The organism is Variovorax sp. P5_A3 (assembly GCF_056400665.1).
Window position 1 is genome coordinate 367,496 of record NZ_JBFUKW010000004.1, and the last position, 15,105, is coordinate 382,600.

At 66.5% G+C, this 15,105-nt stretch carries 15 protein-coding genes; 8 read left to right on the forward strand and 7 right to left on the reverse strand.

All coding sequences use genetic code 11. The features are described 5' to 3' along the window. Nucleotides 1-2 precede the first annotated feature (2 nt). The 7 genes from AC1D3B_RS09255 (at nucleotide 3) to AC1D3B_RS09285 (ending at nucleotide 8,109) form a co-directional block, all read left to right on the forward strand. Nucleotides 3-443 carry an SRPBCC family protein gene (locus AC1D3B_RS09255; RefSeq protein WP_478190350.1) on the forward strand — a complete coding sequence of 147 codons (441 nt, stop codon included), beginning with the start codon at nucleotides 3-5 and terminating at the stop codon, nucleotides 441-443. Next, entirely contained in the window at nucleotides 443-1,924 is a 1,482-nt protein-coding gene (locus AC1D3B_RS09260; RefSeq protein WP_478190351.1) for an SRPBCC family protein, read from the forward strand. Before AC1D3B_RS09255 ends, AC1D3B_RS09260 begins: the two co-directional genes overlap by 1 nt. A 30-nt stretch (nucleotides 1,925-1,954) precedes the next feature. Further along, nucleotides 1,955-2,332 carry a VOC family protein gene (locus tag AC1D3B_RS09265; RefSeq protein ID WP_478190352.1) on the forward strand — a complete coding sequence of 126 codons (378 nt, stop codon included), beginning with the start codon at nucleotides 1,955-1,957 and terminating at the stop codon, nucleotides 2,330-2,332. Between the two features lie 499 nt (nucleotides 2,333-2,831). Then, nucleotides 2,832-3,323: a helix-turn-helix transcriptional regulator gene (locus AC1D3B_RS09270; protein WP_478190377.1), complete on the forward strand. Its 492-nt coding sequence runs from the start codon at nucleotides 2,832-2,834 to the stop codon at nucleotides 3,321-3,323. Then, nucleotides 3,320-3,727, forward strand: a complete 408-nt coding sequence (locus AC1D3B_RS09275; protein WP_478190353.1) for a VOC family protein — start codon at nucleotides 3,320-3,322, stop codon at nucleotides 3,725-3,727. The genes AC1D3B_RS09270 and AC1D3B_RS09275 overlap by 4 nt, the downstream gene beginning before the upstream one ends. Before the next feature lie 109 nt (nucleotides 3,728-3,836). Next, nucleotides 3,837-6,608, forward strand: a complete 2,772-nt coding sequence (locus tag AC1D3B_RS09280; RefSeq protein WP_478190354.1) for an MGH1-like glycoside hydrolase domain-containing protein — start codon at nucleotides 3,837-3,839, stop codon at nucleotides 6,606-6,608. 4 nt (nucleotides 6,609-6,612) lie between these two features. Then, complete coding sequence (locus tag AC1D3B_RS09285) at nucleotides 6,613-8,109, forward strand: alpha-amylase family glycosyl hydrolase (RefSeq protein ID WP_478190355.1); 1,497 nt, start codon at nucleotides 6,613-6,615, stop codon at nucleotides 8,107-8,109. On the opposite strand, the gene AC1D3B_RS09290 is transcribed toward AC1D3B_RS09285, so the two are convergent. Genes AC1D3B_RS09290 through AC1D3B_RS09305 form a run of 4 tightly spaced genes read right to left on the reverse strand, consistent with a single transcriptional unit; the run spans nucleotide 8,087 to nucleotide 12,821 of the window. Beyond that, complete coding sequence (locus AC1D3B_RS09290; RefSeq protein WP_478190356.1) at nucleotides 8,087-9,268, reverse strand: lipid-transfer protein; 1,182 nt, start codon at nucleotides 9,266-9,268, stop codon at nucleotides 8,087-8,089. The genes AC1D3B_RS09285 and AC1D3B_RS09290 overlap by 23 nt on opposite strands. Continuing rightward, on the reverse strand, nucleotides 9,265-10,833 hold the full coding sequence (locus tag AC1D3B_RS09295; RefSeq protein WP_478190357.1) for an AMP-binding protein: 1,569 nt from the start codon (nucleotides 10,831-10,833) through the stop codon (nucleotides 9,265-9,267). Before AC1D3B_RS09295 ends, AC1D3B_RS09290 begins: the two co-directional genes overlap by 4 nt. A gap of 13 nt (nucleotides 10,834-10,846) precedes the next feature. Continuing rightward, the gene (locus tag AC1D3B_RS09300; protein ID WP_478190358.1) at nucleotides 10,847-11,980 is read right to left on the reverse strand and encodes a DUF5938 domain-containing protein; all 1,134 of its coding nucleotides are present in this window, start codon (nucleotides 11,978-11,980) and stop codon (nucleotides 10,847-10,849) included. A 37-nt stretch (nucleotides 11,981-12,017) separates the two neighbouring features. Next, nucleotides 12,018-12,821: an SDR family NAD(P)-dependent oxidoreductase gene (locus AC1D3B_RS09305; protein WP_478190359.1), complete on the reverse strand. Its 804-nt coding sequence runs from the start codon at nucleotides 12,819-12,821 to the stop codon at nucleotides 12,018-12,020. Between the two features lie 137 nt (nucleotides 12,822-12,958). On the opposite strand from AC1D3B_RS09305, the gene AC1D3B_RS09310 reads away from it, so the two are divergent. Beyond that, nucleotides 12,959-13,681 (forward strand): TetR/AcrR family transcriptional regulator, encoded by a 723-nt coding sequence (locus AC1D3B_RS09310; RefSeq protein ID WP_478190360.1) that lies wholly within the window; start codon nucleotides 12,959-12,961, stop codon nucleotides 13,679-13,681. A gap of 47 nt (nucleotides 13,682-13,728) precedes the next feature. Here the strand turns inward: AC1D3B_RS09310 and AC1D3B_RS09315 are convergent, their stop codons facing one another. From AC1D3B_RS09315 to AC1D3B_RS09325, 3 genes are all read right to left on the reverse strand, one after another. After that, the gene (locus tag AC1D3B_RS09315; RefSeq protein ID WP_478190361.1) at nucleotides 13,729-13,956 is read right to left on the reverse strand and encodes a formate dehydrogenase subunit delta; all 228 of its coding nucleotides are present in this window, start codon (nucleotides 13,954-13,956) and stop codon (nucleotides 13,729-13,731) included. Further along, entirely contained in the window at nucleotides 13,946-14,827 is an 882-nt protein-coding gene (gene fdhD / locus AC1D3B_RS09320; RefSeq protein WP_478190378.1) for a formate dehydrogenase accessory sulfurtransferase FdhD, read from the reverse strand. Before fdhD ends, AC1D3B_RS09315 begins: the two co-directional genes overlap by 11 nt. Nucleotides 14,828-14,829: 2 nt before the next feature. Next, the coding region (locus AC1D3B_RS09325; protein ID WP_478190362.1) for a molybdopterin dinucleotide binding domain-containing protein at nucleotides 14,830-15,105 on the reverse strand (276 nt) is incomplete at its 5' end.

The window sequence follows — 15,105 nt, forward strand, 5'->3', positions numbered from 1 at the left end:
GCATGGTCAGCGTCTATGTCTCGAGCGTCATCGACGCCAGTGCGGACAACGTGTGGTCGCGCGTGCGCGACTTCAACGGGATGCCGCAATGGCATCCGATGATTGCCGACAGCCGCATCGAGAACGGCCAGCCGGCCGATCGGGTCGGGTGCATCCGACACTTCCATACGCGCGACGGCGGCATGATCCGCGAGAAGCTGCTGGCCCTGTCGGACTACGAGTACAGCTGCACCTACGAGATCCTCGAAAGCCCGATGGGGGTCACCAACTATGTCTCCACGCTCAAGCTCACGCCCGTGACCGACGGCACGCGGTGCTTCGCCGAATGGAGCGCGGAGTTCGACTGCGATGCGGGCCGCGAGGGGGAACTCACGCAGTCCATCGGCGGCGGCGTGTTCCAGGGCGGCTTCAATGCGCTGAAGTTGCACTTCGGCGGACGCTGATGCCGGGCCTGCAACGCGTCGTGCGATCGACCGTCATCGACGCGCCGATCGAGCGTGTGTGGGCCGTGCTGCGCGACTTCAACAGCCACGACCAGTGGCACGACACGGTGGAACGCAGCCGCATCGAAGGCAACGAGCGCGGCGACCAGGTCGGCTGCGTGCGCAGCTTCACGCTCCGGGACGGCAACCGCATCCGCGAGCAGTTGCTGACGCTGTCGGACACCGAGCACAAGAGCACCTATTGCATCGTCGAGGCGACCTTGCCTTTGCAGCGCTACGTCGCCACCGTGACGCTGAAGCCCGTGACCGATGGCAACCGCACCTTCTGGCATTGGGAATCGACCTTTGCGACGCCCCCCGGCATGGAGCGCGAGTTGCGCGACACCGTGGCGCGAGGCGTCTACGAGGCGGGCTTCGAGAACCTGCGCCGGCACCTGCGGCTGGGGAGCGACCAGCGGGCGGCGGGCGCGATTGCAATGCCGACGGCCATGCCGATGCCCTCACGCCGCATCGGTATCGAGCGCTACGGCGGTCCCGAGGAACTCCGGCCGCAAGACGGCGAGGCCGCGGGTCCGCGCGAGGGCGAGATCCGCATCCGGCAGCGCGCGATCGGCGTCAACTTCATCGACGTGTACCTGCGCCGCGGCTGGGTGCCGCAGATGCTGCCGGTGTCCGCAACTTCGCCGGGCGTGCCAGGCATGGAAGCGGCCGGCGCCGTGGTCGATGTCGGCGCGCAGGTGTCGGGCTTCCTGCCCGGCGACCGCGTCGCCTACCTGGGGCCGGTGCCCGGCGCCTACTGCAGCGTGCGCAATGTGCCGGCCGAATGGGTGATCCGGCTGCCCGCCGCGATCGAGGACGACGTGGCGGCCGCGCTGCTGCTCAAGGGCATCACCGCCGACTACCTGTTGCACGACCTGGGGCGCGTGCAGCGCGGCACACGGCTGCTGGTTCACGCCGCGGCCGGCGGTGTCGGGCTGTTGGTGTGCGCCTGGGCGCGCCGGCTCGGTGCCGTCGTGATCGGCACCGTGTCGAGCGAGGAGAAAGCCCGCATCGCGCGCGAGTACGGCTGCGAGCACGTGATCGTGACGCGCGACTACCGCTTTGCCGATGCCGTGCAGCGCACCTGCGGCGGTGCCGACGTGGTGATCGACGGCCTGGGCGATGCGGCGCGTGAAGAGAACCTCGCCGCCCTCGCCCGCCGCGGCCACTGGATCAGCCTCGGCCAGGCCAGCGGCCCGCTGACGCCGCTCGCGCCCGATGCGCTGGTGACCAAGTCGCTGAGCTTCTCGCGGCCGGTCGTGTTCGACTATGTGTCGACCCAGGCATCGCTCGCCGAGCGGGCGCAGCGCGTGTGGAATGCGCTGGCCGACGGCGCGATCCGGCTGCCGCCGATCGAACGCTTTTCGCTCGAATCCGCCGCGCGGGCGCACACTCGTCTCGAATCGCGCGCCAGCACCGGCGCCCTGGTGCTGTTGCCCTAGCGCCCCCCAACATCCGAACAGGAGACTCCCATGATCGTCGGCATGAACCATTTCACCGTGACTGCGGAAGACGAGAAGAAGACGCTGGACTTCTACACCGGCCTGCTGGGCCTGAAGGTCGGGCACAGGCCGGACCTGGGGTTTCCGGGCGCTTGGCTCTACGGCAGCGGACCGCAGGCGGTGCTGCATCTGTACTTCGGTCGGCCGGTGCCCGAGCAGCGTACGGGGGTCATCGACCACATGGCTTTCACCGCGCAAGGCCTGGCTGCGGTGAAGAAACGGTTTGACGATGGAGGTGTCAAGTACGACTTGCGGCAGCAGGCTGGCGCTGGGACCTGGCAGTTGTTCTGCCTTGATCCGAACGGGGCAAAAGTGGAACTGGATTTCGATGCGTCGGAGACGCCTTAACGGCAAGCGCAAAAATCGGGACTCGATCGCTATACTCCGCCCGATCACGTCAAACAGAGACGTGACCGGGTTTAGCAGCCCAATCAAGGCACCCCTGCGACGAAAGCCGCAGTGACCTCCGCAGGACCTGCGGCTTTTTCGTTCGCGCCACTTTTAAGGCGGCTCGAACGGGAGGGCTCACGCCCTGCCGGTTCTCGCAAGGGGTGCCCGGTCTGCTAACCCGTTCGAGCTGCCGCCATCGTTTAGCAGCGAGGGCGGCGGTTTTTGCAAACCGCACCCTTTGGAGGCCTTTGATGGTCCACCCTTCCTGCGCGCCCGCGCGCCCCCCGACCATCGAATCGATGCAAGTACCCGCGCGTTGAAGCCGACGCGTACGATTTGCGGCGGCAGGCCGGGGCCGGGACCCGGGCAGTTGTCTTTTCAGAATGCGTATGTGCGAAAGAGGAGCTTGGATGGATTGGCTAAGCCGTAGCGGCCAGGAGTCGAGAGGTGAATGCGCATGAGCAGCGGCCCGGCAAGCCAGGAGCCCAGGCTGCTGCGCCGCCTGCTGCGCGCCAAGGACCGCATGGACGCCGCCTCGCACGAGGCCTGGCCCGTCCCGCGGCTGGCGCAGGTGAGTGGCGTCTCCGAGGCCCACTTCGCACGATCGTTCAAGCAGGCCTTTGGCATCCCGCCGCACCGCTACCTCCTTACGCGCCGCATCGAACGCGCGACGGCGCTACTGCGCGACACCGACCTGTCCGTGACCGACATCGCCTTCGTCACGGGTTGGGGGAGCCTGGGCACCTTCGGGCGCACCTTCCGCGACATCACCGGCGAGAACCCAGGCGCGGTCCGCGAACGCGCCCGGGCCGCCGCGCAGCAACTCGACCGCGTGCCCGCCTGTTTCCTAAGCGCCGCGCATCGGCCCGACCTCAAGACCGCAGTTTTGGAGAAGCGGCGGCGGCTGGCGGGCGATACAAACAACGCCGAAGAAAAGGAGATTCCATGAGTCAAGGTGTCCAAGTGGCTGGCCTGTATGTGCGGGACCAGGATGAAGCGCTCGCGTTCTACGTCGAGAAACTGGGGTTCCGCGTCCACACGGACGCACGGAACGGTGACTATCGCTGGCTGACGGTCCAGCACCCGGACCAGCCGTCGTTCCAGCTCGGCCTGTTCACGCCGGGTGCGCCGATGCTCGACGCGGAGACGGCCCAGATGCTGCGCGCGCTCGTAGCGAAGGGCGCGATGCCGCCGCTGGTGCTGGTCGTCGACGACTGCCGCGCAGCATCCGACCGGATGCGCGGCCTGGGCGTGGAATTCACGCAGGAACCCACGGAGCGCTACGGCAGCGTCGACGCCAGCTTCCGCGACCCGTCGGGCAACGGCTGGAAGCTGGTCGAGACCCGCCGCTGAGGCCTGCGCCGAGCGCTTCGAGGCCCTGCAAACGGGCCTTGATCAAACCGGCCGGGATGATGCCCAATGAGGATGCGACGGGGCGAATCCGCCCCGAGGAGCACATCCCATGGGCACCGATGCAGCAGAAAAACGCCGGCTCGACGAGGCGCACGCCAACCGCGCAGCCTGGAAGAAGTGGGGGCCGTATCTCAGCGAACGGCAATGGGGGACGGTCCGCGAGGACTACAGCGACAACGGCGACGCCTGGAACTATTTCACCCACGACCAGGCCCGCTCGCGCGCCTACCGCTGGGGAGAAGACGGCCTGGCCGGCGTCAGCGACGACCACCAGATCCTGTGTTTCGCGCTGGCCCTGTGGAACGGTCGCGATCCGATCCTGAAGGAGCGCGCCTTCGGCCTGGCCAACAGCGAGGGCAACCATGGCGAGGACGTCAAGGAGTGCTACTTCTACCTCGACTCGACGCCGACGCACTCGTACATGAAGTATCTGTACAAGTACCCGCAGGCGGCCTACCCGTACAACGATCTCGTCACAACCAATCGCGGCCGCGGCAAGCAGGACCCGGAGTACGAGCTGCTGGACACCGGCGTGTTCGACGACAACCGCTACTTCGATGTCTTCGTCGAATACGCGAAGGGCGCGCCCGAGGACCTGCTGATGAAGATCACAGCCATCAACCGCGGTGCCGAAGCGGCGCCGCTGCACCTGCTGCCGACACTGTGGTTCCGGAACACGTGGACGCAGTCGGGCGGCGGCTCGAAGCCGATCCTCGAGCGTGTGGCCTCCGGCGGAACCGCGACCGTCCGTGCCCGCCATACCGATCCGCTGTTCCTTGAATCGCTGGACGAGTACCACCTCTATTGCGATGCCGACGTGCCGCTGCTGTTCACGGAGAACGAAACCAACAACGCCCGGCTGTTCGGCGGAACCAATGCCTCACCCTACGTGAAGGACGCCTTCCACAACTTCGTCATCCAGGGCGACGCGGATGCGATCAATCCCGCGGGCCAGGGGACGAAGGTGTCGCCCCACTACCAGCTCGGCATCGGCCCCGGCCAGTCGCAGACCGTGCGGCTGCGACTGACGACCCGCAAGCCCGGCACGTCGCCCGCGCCCTTCGACGATTTCGATGCAGTCTTTGCCCTCCGGCTGAAGGAGGCGGACGAGTTCTATGCCTCGCTGACGCCGCCCGCCGTGCGCGATGATCCCGACCGCGCGAATGTCATGCGCCAGGCGCTGGCCGGCATGCTGTGGACCAAGCAGTACTTCTACTACGACCTCGATCTGTGGCTCGACGAGCACGGCGCCGGCAGCCAGCTGCCGCAGTCGGAGCGCCGCAAGGTGCGCAACCTCGATTGGGGCCACATGTTCAACGACGACATCATCTCGATGCCCGACAAGTGGGAGTACCCGTGGTACGCCGCGTGGGACCTGGCATTCCACATGATCCCGCTGGGCATGGTCGACCCCGATTTCGCCAAGCAGCAACTCGACCTCATGCTGCGCAACGACTATCTGCACCCGAACGGCCAGCTCCCTGCCTACGAGTGGAATTTCGGCGACGTCAATCCGCCGGTGCATGCCTGGGCGACGATGCAACTCTTCCTGGTCGACAAGGAGCGTCGCGGCGACGCGGGCGACATCGAGTTCCTCAAGTACGCCTTCTCCAAGCTGCTGGTCAACTTCACGTGGTGGGTCAACCGAAAGGATCGCACGGGCGCCAACGTGTTCGAGGGCGGTTTTCTCGGGCTCGACAACATCGGCGTGTTCGACCGATCCGCGCCGCTGCCCACGGGCGGCTATCTGGACCAGGCGGACGGGACGGCATGGATGGTGTTCTTCAGCCAGCAGATGCTCCGTATCGCGGTCGAACTCGCGTTGAGCGAGCCGCTGTACGAGGAGTTCGTCGAGAAGTTCTTCCAGCACACGCTGTTCATCGCCGGCGCGATGGACCGGGTCGGTGAGCGCCAGGACGAGATGTGGGACGAGGAGGACGGCTTTTTCTACGACGTGCTGCGCATGCCGGATGGCAGTGCCACGCGCCTGAAGGTCCGCTCGATCGTCGGGCTGCTGCCGTTGGCCGGCGTTGCCGTTTTCGAGGAAGACATCCCTGCAAGAATGCCGAGGTTCCGCGAACGTGCGCGCCTGTTCCTGATGCGGCATCCCGAACTCGCGGCGAACATGCACCTGCCGCAGGAGCCCGGCGTGGCCAATCGTCGAATGCTGGCGATCGTCAACGAACAGAAGCTGCGCCGCATCCTCGCGCGCATGCTCGACGAGAACGAATTCTTCAGCCCGTACGGCATTCGCGCGTTGTCGCGGGTGCACCATGATCACCCCTACGTCTTCGAGCACGCAGGCCAGTCGTATCGGGTGGCCTACGTGCCGGGTGACTCGGATTCGGGGATGTTCGGCGGCAATTCGAACTGGCGCGGTCCCGTCTGGATGCCGATCAACTTCCTGCTCTACACGTCGCTGCTGCGCCTCTACGCGTACTTCGGAGAAGACTTCAAGGTCGAGTGTCCGACGGGGTCGGGGCAGATGATGACGCTGCTCGACGTGGCGAAGGAACTGGGTGAGCGGCTGAGCCGCCTCTTCCTGCTGGACGGCGAAGGCCGACGACCGTCTCACGGCGCCGCGCAGAAGTTCCGCGACGACCCTCACTGGCGCGACCTGGTGCTCTTCTACGAATACTTTCACGGCGACAACGGGGCGGGGATCGGCGCGAGTCACCAGACCGGCTGGACCGGTTGCGTGGCGCGCATCATCCAGACGAACGCGGTGGTGACGAAAGACCTCCTGCTGATGCCGGGCGCCGAGGCGGCGTCGGTGCGGGCGCTGCGTGCTGCGTCAGGAAACGACGCTCCCGCGCGGTGATGCCGTGGACTCCCCTCGCTACCCGGCGCTGTACCAGATCAACACGCGGGTCACGCTGACCGGACTGTCGCTCTCGCTGGGCCGTGCGGCGACGCTGGACGACATCGCGGACGCCGAACTTGATCGCCTCGCTGGAATGGGATTCGACTGGATCTGGCTATTGAGCGTCTGGCAGACGGGCATTGCTGCGCAGCGCATCTCGCGCAGCAATCCGGCGTGGAGGCACGAGTTCGAACACACCTTGCCCGACTTGCGCGAGGAAGACATCGAGGGTTCGGGCTTTGCGATCAAGGGCTACACCGTGCATGAGGGCCTTGGCGGCGACGCGGCCCTCGCGCGACTGCGCTCGCGCATGCGCCAGCGGGGATTGCGCTTGATGCTCGACTTCGTGCCCAACCACATGGCGCCCGATCACCCGTGGACCGAAGATCGCCCGGGCTACTTCGTCCACGGCAGGGAGGACGACCTGGCGCGTTCGCCCAAGAACTATTGCCGCGTGACGACGAGGAACGGGCCGACGGTGTTCGCCTATGGTCGCGACCCGTACTTCGACGGCTGGCCCGACACATTGCAACTGAACTACGGAAACCCGAAGTTGCAGGAGGCGATGGTCGGCGAGCTCGAACGCATCGCCGGTCAATGCGACGGCGTGCGATGCGACATGGCCATGCTGGTCCTGCCCGAGGTGTTCGAGCGAACCTGGGGCATCCGGGCCGAGCCCTTCTGGCGCAAGGCGATCGGTGCGGTGCGGCGCGAGCATCCCGCCTTCCTGTTCATGGCGGAAGCCTACTGGGACATGGAATGGACGTTGCAGCAGGAGGGCTTCGACTACGCGTACGACAAACGCCTCTATGACCGCTTGCACGAACGGCGCGCGCGACCGGTGCGAGAACATCTGTGCGCGGACACGGCCTATCAGGACAAGCTGGCGCGCTTCCTGGAGAACCACGACGAACCGCGCGCGGCATCGACCTTTGCGCCGGAAGTCCATCCCGCGGCCGCGGTGCTGACCTTTCTCTCACCGGGCCTGCGCTTCTTCCACCAGGGGCAATTCGAAGGTCGCCGCATGCGCATTTCGCCGCATCTGGTCCGTGCGCCGGACGAGCCCGTCGACGACAACCTGGCGCAGTTCTACGCCCGACTTCTTGCCGTGCTGCGCAGGCCCGTGTCTCGCGACGGCCATTGGTCCTTGCTGGAATGCGTTCCGACGTGGGCCGGCAATCCCACTGCGGACAACTTCATTGCATTTCGATGGGAATCGCCGAAGCAACCATGGTTGCTCGTGGCGGTGAACTATTCGCCGCAGCAATCCCAATGCTTCGTGCGCCTTCCCTTTCCGGAGATCGCGCAAAGCGCCCTGAGGCTTCAGGATCTGCTCGGCCCGGCCGTCTTCGATCGGCCAGGTGACGACCTGCTCGCCCGCGGGCTCTTCCTCGACATGCCGCCCTGGGGCTGCCACGTCTTCGAGGTGCAAGGGCTCAGGCCGCCTGATAGAGCGTGACGACGCAGGCCCCGCCCAGTCCCAGGTTGTGCTGCAGCCCGACGCGCGCGCCGCTCACCTGGCGCGCTTCGGCGCTGCCGCGCAGCTGGTGCGTCAGCTCGAAGCATTGCGCCAGGCCCGTGGCACCGAGCGGGTGGCCCTTGGACAGCAACCCGCCTGACGGATTCGTGACGACCTGCCCGCCGTAAGTGTTGTCCCCGGCATCGATGAAGGCGGCCGCACCGCCGGCTTCGCACAAGCCCAGAGCCTCGTAGCTGATCAACTCGTTGTGTGCGAAGCAGTCGTGCAGTTCGACGACGTCGAGGTCCGACGGCCCGATGCCGGCCTGCTCGTAGACCTGCCGTGCCGCGGCTTCGCTCATCCCGTAGCCGACGACACGCATCATGTCGTGGCTTTGCAGGCTGTCGGGCGTGTCCGTGGTCATGGCTTGTGCCGTGATCCACACGTCCCGGCGCAAGCTGTGCGCCTTGGCAAACTTCTCCGACACCAGGACCGCCGCGGCCGCGCCGCACGTCGGCGGGCAGGCCATGAGGCGCGTGAGCACTCCCGGCCAAAGCATCGGCGCGTTCATCACGTCGTCCACGCTGAGTTCCTTTCGGAGCAGCGCAAGCGGGTTCCGTGCGGCGTGCCGGCTGGCCTTGGCACGCACCTTGGCAAAGGACTCGAGCGGCGTGCCGTACTTCTTCATGTGCGCCAGCCCCGCCCCGCCGAAGTACCGCAGTGCGAGCGGCAGGTCCGGCATCCCGACCAAGGCTTCGGCCTCGCGGTCGAAATCCTCGAACGGGCTGACGCGGTCGTTGAACACGGTGCCGAGCGCCCCGGGATTCATCTGCTCGAAGCCCAGTGCGAGGACGCAGTCCGCCGCGCCGCTCTCGATCGCCTGGCGGGCGAGGAACAGCGCGGTCGAGCCCGTCGAACAATTGTTGTTGACGTTGAAGATCGGAATCCCGGTCATCCCCAGTCCGTAGACCGCCTTCTGGCCACTCGTCGAATCGCCGTACACGTAGCCAACGTAGGCTTGCTGGATCGCCTCATAGCCGATCCCGGCGTCTGCCAGTGCCTGGCGCCCTGCGTTCACGGCCATCACGGGATACGGGTCGCTGGCGCCCGGTTTGGCGAACGGGATCATGCCGACGCCCGCTATGCATGTCTTGCTCATGATCTGGCGGCACCGTCGCCGAGCCGTTCGAGGAGGGTCGCGCGAATGTCCTTCTTCAACACCTTCCCGACCTTGGAGCGCGGCAGGTCCGGCCAGATCTCGACCTGCTTGGGCGTCTTCACGCTGCCGATGCGCGCCTTCACGAAGGCCTGGATCTCCTGGGCAGTCTTGTCGATGTCGTTGCTGCGATTGGCGTGCAGCTGGAGCACCGCGACGACACGCTCGCCCCACTTGTCGTCGGGCAAGCCGACCACCGCGCTGTCCTGCACGTCGGGGTGCTGCATCAGGGCCTGCTCGACCTCGACTGAGTAGACGTTGAAGCCGCCCGTGATGATCATGTCCTTCGCGCGATCGACGATGTAGAGGAAGCCGTCGGCGTCGAGCCGCCCGATGTCGCCGGTGTGGTGCCAGCCGTGGTGCCCGACCGCTTCGGTCGCGGGCGCATCCTTGTAGTAACCCATCATCACGAGCGAACTGCGGATCACGATCTCGCCGGTTTCGCCGGTGGGCAGCAACGCGCCGTCGGCATTCATCGTTGCCACCTGCACGAGCGGGCCCGGGCGGCCTGCCGAGGTGAGCCGCTCGCGCGCCACCGAGCCGTCGCCATTGAAGTGCTCGTGCGGCGCCATCATCGAGATCATCATCGGCGCCTCGGTCTGACCGAACAACTGGGCCATCACCGGGCCGATCTTTCCGAGCGCTTCCTCGAGCCGGGCCGCGGAGATCGGAGCCGCGCCGTACCAGAAGCATTGCAGCGAATCGAGCCGCGTGGCCGCGAGCCGCTCGTGCTGGAGCAGCATGTAGATCAGCGTCGGCGGCAGGAAGGTGTGCGTCACGCGGTGCCGCTCGATCAGCGCGAGGAAGTCGCCGAGGTCGGGCTTGGGCATGATCACGACGCGCCCACCCAGCGCCATCACCGGCAGGCACAGCACGCCGGCTGCATGCGTCAGCGGTGCGAGCGCCAGGTAGGTCGGCCGGCCATCGAAGGGATAGCCCATCAGGGTCAGCGCGGACATCGTCTCCAGGTTGCGTCCCGACAGCATGACGCCCTTGGGCTGGCCGGTCGTGCCGCCCGTGCCCGCGATCATCGCGAGATCGTCCGGCGGCGCCACGTCCAGCGGCTCGTCGCCCACACCCTCGACCCACTGTGCCCAGGAGGGCGCGTACGGCTGCGCCTTGTCGAGGCAGACCAGCGTCGTGAGCTTCGGGCAGGCCTCGCGGATCTGCTCGACCATCGGCGCATAGTTGCTGTGGAAGATCAGGCAGGTGCAATCGAAGGCATCGAGCACGAAGCGGTTTTCGCTCGCCTCGTTGCGCGGGTTGATGGGGCACCAGACGGCGCCCGCGCGCGAAATGCCGAACACGCAGGCGAAGGCGATCGCGTCATTGCTGGCGAGCACGGCAACCTTCTGGCCCGGGAGAATCCCGGATCGCTGCAGTGCGCGCCCTACCCGATGGCTGAGGCCCTGGACCTCGGCATAGGACAGGTCGGTGTCGCCCATCGTGAAGCAGGGCGCGCGCCCGCCCAGTTGGGCGCCCTTGTCGAGATAGTCGATCAGGCGCATGGCGTGCGCCCGATCAGTTGTGAACGGTCAGCACCGGCGCCTGCACAAGGCCGAAGCCGCGCAAGGCGCCGAGGAGCTCGTGATGCCCGAAGGCCTGGCAGCCCGAAGCAAAGCCCACGCGCTTGGGCGCCTGCTGGAGCAGCGACGCCGCAGCATAGGCTTGCAGCATGCCGGTCTGCTTGTAGTTGCAGTTGCCGAAGATCACGCAATGCGCGCGCCCCAGCGGCCCCGACGCATGGACCGAATCCACCGACTTGTTGATCCGCGGGTTCTCTCGCGGGGGCATGCTGTTCATGACACCCGCCGCCGTCTTGGCCAGCGCGGCGTAGCGGTCGTCAGGATTCATGCCTTCCGTTGCCTTGAGGGCGGCGGCAACGATCTGCGGAACGCCGAGCATCAGCGGCTTGTTGAACACGCCACCCAGCACCTTCACATTGGCGACGCGCGGGTCTTTCTTGAACCACACCGGATGCGAGGTGCCGCCCCAGGGGAGTGCCAGCGCCGCCTCGTGTTGGCCGGGGATCGCGAGGCTGTACAAGCCCGCGTCGGGCTGCCACTCGACATAGTTGTTCTGCTCGAGGTAGTAGGCCTTGGCCATTGCCGCATTGACCAGGATCGTCTGCGTCGAGGCGATGGTCGGGCTGCCGCCCCAGAACACGGCGATGTCGAGGGTGTCGAGGCCCGGCGTCTCCAGGCACAACTGCGCGGCGATCTCGCCGGTGGTGTACATCTGCGCGAGGCCGGGTGAAAGCAGCAGGCCGGCGGCCGCGAACTTGGCGCCGAACTGCTCTTCCAGCGTGATCAGCCAGTCCTGCTCGCCCGTGGTGTCGGTGTAGTGGGTCTTGGCCGCGAGACACGCCTGCACGACTTCCGGGCCGAACTTGGCAAACGGCCCCACGGTGTTCAAGACCACGGAAGCGCCCGTGAAGAGCTCGGTGAGCGCGTCGACATTGTGGGCTACCTCGACCACCTCGTAGCTCGCGGTCTCGATGCCCGGCACGTTGGATTTCATCGCGTCGAGGACCTTGTCCTTGCTGCGGCCCGCCGCGATGAAGGGGATGTTGTACTCGCGGAGGTACTCGCAGGTCAGCCGGCCGGTGTAGCCGGAGGCGCCGTAGACCACGACGGGTTTCTTGCTGTTGCTCATTGTCTCGTCCTTGATTGTGGAATGCGGAAATTTCGGCTCAGGTGCCCATGCCGCCGTCCACCGGCAAGCCGGCGCCGGTGATGAAGCGTGCTGCGTCGGAACAGAGGAACACGACGGCATCGGCCATGTCGCCGACTTCGCCCAGGCGCCCCGCCGGGGTCTGTTCGATGATCGCGCCCACTGCCGCGTCGGGCGATGCGAAGAGCCCGGCCGCGACCACGTCGCCGGCCAGCTTCATGCCCATCTCGGTGGGAACCAGACCTGGGTAGATGCAGTTCACGCGCACGCCGTAACCGAGCTTGCCGGCCTCCATCGCGCCGACGCGCGTCAGGCGGTCGACCGCCGACTTGGTGGCCGAGTAGCCGGCGATCGCCGGGAAGGCGATGGTCGCCGCGACCGAGGAGATATTGACGACGGCCCCGCCCTTGCCGGCGGCACCGCCCGGACGCATCGCGCGAAACGCGTGCTTCATGCCGAGCGCCGTGCCCACGATGTTCACGTCGAGCATGCGGCGGAGGTCATCCGCCTGGATCTCGGTCACGAGCGCCGTGATCTCGATGCCGGCGTTGTTGACGAGGATGTCGAAGCCGCCCAGCGTATCGATGGTCGCCTGGACTGCGCTCGCCCAGTTCTCTTCCTTGGTGACGTCGAGTTCGACGAAGCCCACCTTGGCGCCGCCCGCCGAAAGTTTGCCGGCCGTGTCGCGACCGAGTGACGCGAGCACGTCGCCGATCATCACCGAGGCACCGGCCGCCGCCAGCGCCTGCGCCATGCCTTCGCCGAGGCCGCGCGCCCCGCCAGTCACGAGGGCCTTGCGGCCCGACAAGTCGAACTTCTGCATGTTGTCTCCTGTTTGATTTGGACACTCGTCAAGGAACGCGAGCCGATGCTAGAAGTGACCTTGACGGCTGTCAAGATTTATCAGGACAGTTGTCAAGACACACGGGTTTGCACTGATGAGTGGGCTCGAACGGCAGGATGGCTCTCTACAATCGCCACATGCTCAAGACCTCCCGCGCCCCCGACGACAAGTTCAACGAGCGCCGCGCCGAGCTCGGCGAAGCGGCCATGCAGACACTCGCCGAACTTGGCTACGCCCGCACCAGCCTGCGCGAGATCGCGCAGAACTCCGCCTTCTCGCACGGGGTGCTGCACTACTACTTCACCGACAAGCTCGACCTGATCCTCTGCAGCGTGCGCCAGTACAAGGCACGTTGCGTGACCCGCTACGACGAAGTCACGATGGAAGCGGGTTCGTACGACGAACTGATGGAAGGGTTCACCGCGGGCCTGGCCGATACCGTCCGCAAGGATGCGACGATGCACCGGCTGTGGTACGACCTGCGGGCGCAATCCCTGTTCGAACCAGCCTTCCGGGACGATGTCGCGGAAATCGACAAGAGCCTGGAGCGGATGATCTGGCGCGTGATGTCGCGCTTTGCCGAACTCACGGGCACGCCGGTGCGCGTTCCCAGCAGCGTCGCCTATGCCATGTTCGACGGCCTGTTCCAGCAGTGCCTTCTGAAGCACCTGGCGGGCGACCGTCGCGCGGTCGCCGCGCTGCAATCGCAGGTCCGCCTGGTGGTAGGTCAACTGGTCGGCGCCGTCGCGAGTGAACCTGTTCATCGGGCCAGGCGCTCACCGGTGGCGCGCCGCGCGTCGACTCGCGCGCGCAAGGACGGCGCGCGCCCCGCCCTATAGGCAAGGTCGAGGACAGTCGGAAGATGGAGCGGGCCTGACCCGCGCACTCACGGCGTCAGCATATCCCGATGATCGCGAATCGCCTCGGAGACCATGCCGCTCAGCCCGGCTCCGCCCTCCCCGTCGACATGCGCCAGCAAATCACGTCGCATGCGTGGCTCCCAGAACTTCTTGATGTGCAGTGCAATGCCTTCGAGTGCCTCTGGACGGTCGGGCATCGCTTCGAAGAACTGTCCGATCTGATTGGCCATCCGGACCAGCGAGTCAGTGTGCATCGCCATCTCCGCTGTGGGCATCTAGCGCCAGTCGGTCATCGTGGCAGTAGACGACAAGATCCTGCTTGCGCGCGAAGCCGACCAGCGTCATGCCTGCCCCCTGCGCCGTTGCGACCGCGAGCGACGTGGGCGCGGAAACAGCGGCCAGGAGCGAGACGCGGGCCATCGCCGTCTTCTGCACCATTTCGAAGCTGGCCCGGCTGGTGACGGCGATGAATCCGGCGGAAGCGTCGACGTCGTGGGTGGCGAGCGCGCCGATCAGCTTGTCGAGCGCGTTGTGGCGTCCGACATCCTCGCGCAGCCACATCACTTCACCCTCGGCCGAACACCAGGCGGCCGCGTGGACCGCGCCGGTCGCCTGCTGCAGCGCCTGCAACTGGAAGAACTGCGACATCGCATGGCTGATGGCCTCGCGACGCCACGGCGGCCCGTCGGGCAGCGCAGGCAGATTGCGGGCGACCTGGCCGAGACTTTCCGTGCCGCAAAGTCCGCATCCGGTGCGGCCCGTCAGGCTCCGCCGACGCTCCTTGAGGCGCGCAAAAGGTCCGCTCGCCACCTGCAGATGAAGCGTGATTCCCATGTCGGAGCGTTCCTCCTCGACGGAGAACAGCTCATGCGGTGCACCGAGAATTCCTTCGCTGAGCGAAAAGCCCAGGGCGAAGTCCTCGAGATCGAGCGGGGTGGCGAGCATCACGGCATGCGAGATGCCGTTGTACTCGAGGGCCACGGGCACTTCGTCGGCAACCCAGTCCTGCGCTGTAAATTCCCGCCCGGCGCGCACGCCGCGCACCGGCAGGGAGCGCGCGCCCTCGCAGAAGCCGGGCGCTTCCTTCGCGACTTCGGCAGTGATGGATTCGTCGGTCACGGGCATGCTCATTTGGCGGGAATCGATTCTCCGGTCTCCGCGCGAGCATCCAGGAGTTCCTGCTGCACGCGGTTGAAGCGACTGTATTCTCGCTGCCACGCGGACGGCTGCATGACGGGCATGACCTGCACCGCAGTCACCTTGTACTCGGGGCAATTGGTCGCCCAGTCGGAGTTGTCGGTGGTGATCACGTTGGCGCCCGACTCCGGGAAGTGGAAGGTGGTGTAGACCACGCCGGGCTGCATGCGCTCCGAGACGGTGGCGCGCAGCACGGTCTCGCCGGC

Excerpts from the sequence above, each read along its gene's own strand:
- AC1D3B_RS09255 (WP_478190350.1), top strand. The coding sequence starts at position 3 with ATGGTCAGCGTCTATGTCTCGAGCGTCATCGACGCCAGTGCGGACAAC.
- AC1D3B_RS09260 (WP_478190351.1), top strand. The coding sequence starts at position 443 with ATGCCGGGCCTGCAACGCGTCGTGCGATCGACCGTCATCGACGCGCCG.
- AC1D3B_RS09265 (WP_478190352.1), top strand. The coding sequence starts at position 1,955 with ATGATCGTCGGCATGAACCATTTCACCGTGACTGCGGAAGACGAGAAG.
- AC1D3B_RS09270 (WP_478190377.1), top strand. The coding sequence starts at position 2,832 with ATGAGCAGCGGCCCGGCAAGCCAGGAGCCCAGGCTGCTGCGCCGCCTG.
- AC1D3B_RS09275 (WP_478190353.1), top strand. The coding sequence starts at position 3,320 with ATGAGTCAAGGTGTCCAAGTGGCTGGCCTGTATGTGCGGGACCAGGAT.
- AC1D3B_RS09280 (WP_478190354.1), top strand. The coding sequence starts at position 3,837 with ATGGGCACCGATGCAGCAGAAAAACGCCGGCTCGACGAGGCGCACGCC.
- AC1D3B_RS09290 (WP_478190356.1), bottom strand. The coding sequence starts at position 9,268 with ATGAGCAAGACATGCATAGCGGGCGTCGGCATGATCCCGTTCGCCAAA.
- AC1D3B_RS09295 (WP_478190357.1), bottom strand. The coding sequence starts at position 10,833 with ATGCGCCTGATCGACTATCTCGACAAGGGCGCCCAACTGGGCGGGCGC.
- AC1D3B_RS09300 (WP_478190358.1), bottom strand. The coding sequence starts at position 11,980 with ATGAGCAACAGCAAGAAACCCGTCGTGGTCTACGGCGCCTCCGGCTAC.
- AC1D3B_RS09305 (WP_478190359.1), bottom strand. The coding sequence starts at position 12,821 with ATGCAGAAGTTCGACTTGTCGGGCCGCAAGGCCCTCGTGACTGGCGGG.
- AC1D3B_RS09310 (WP_478190360.1), top strand. The coding sequence starts at position 12,959 with ATGGCTCTCTACAATCGCCACATGCTCAAGACCTCCCGCGCCCCCGAC.
- AC1D3B_RS09315 (WP_478190361.1), bottom strand. The coding sequence starts at position 13,956 with ATGCACACTGACTCGCTGGTCCGGATGGCCAATCAGATCGGACAGTTC.
- fdhD (WP_478190378.1), bottom strand. The coding sequence starts at position 14,827 with ATGCCCGTGACCGACGAATCCATCACTGCCGAAGTCGCGAAGGAAGCG.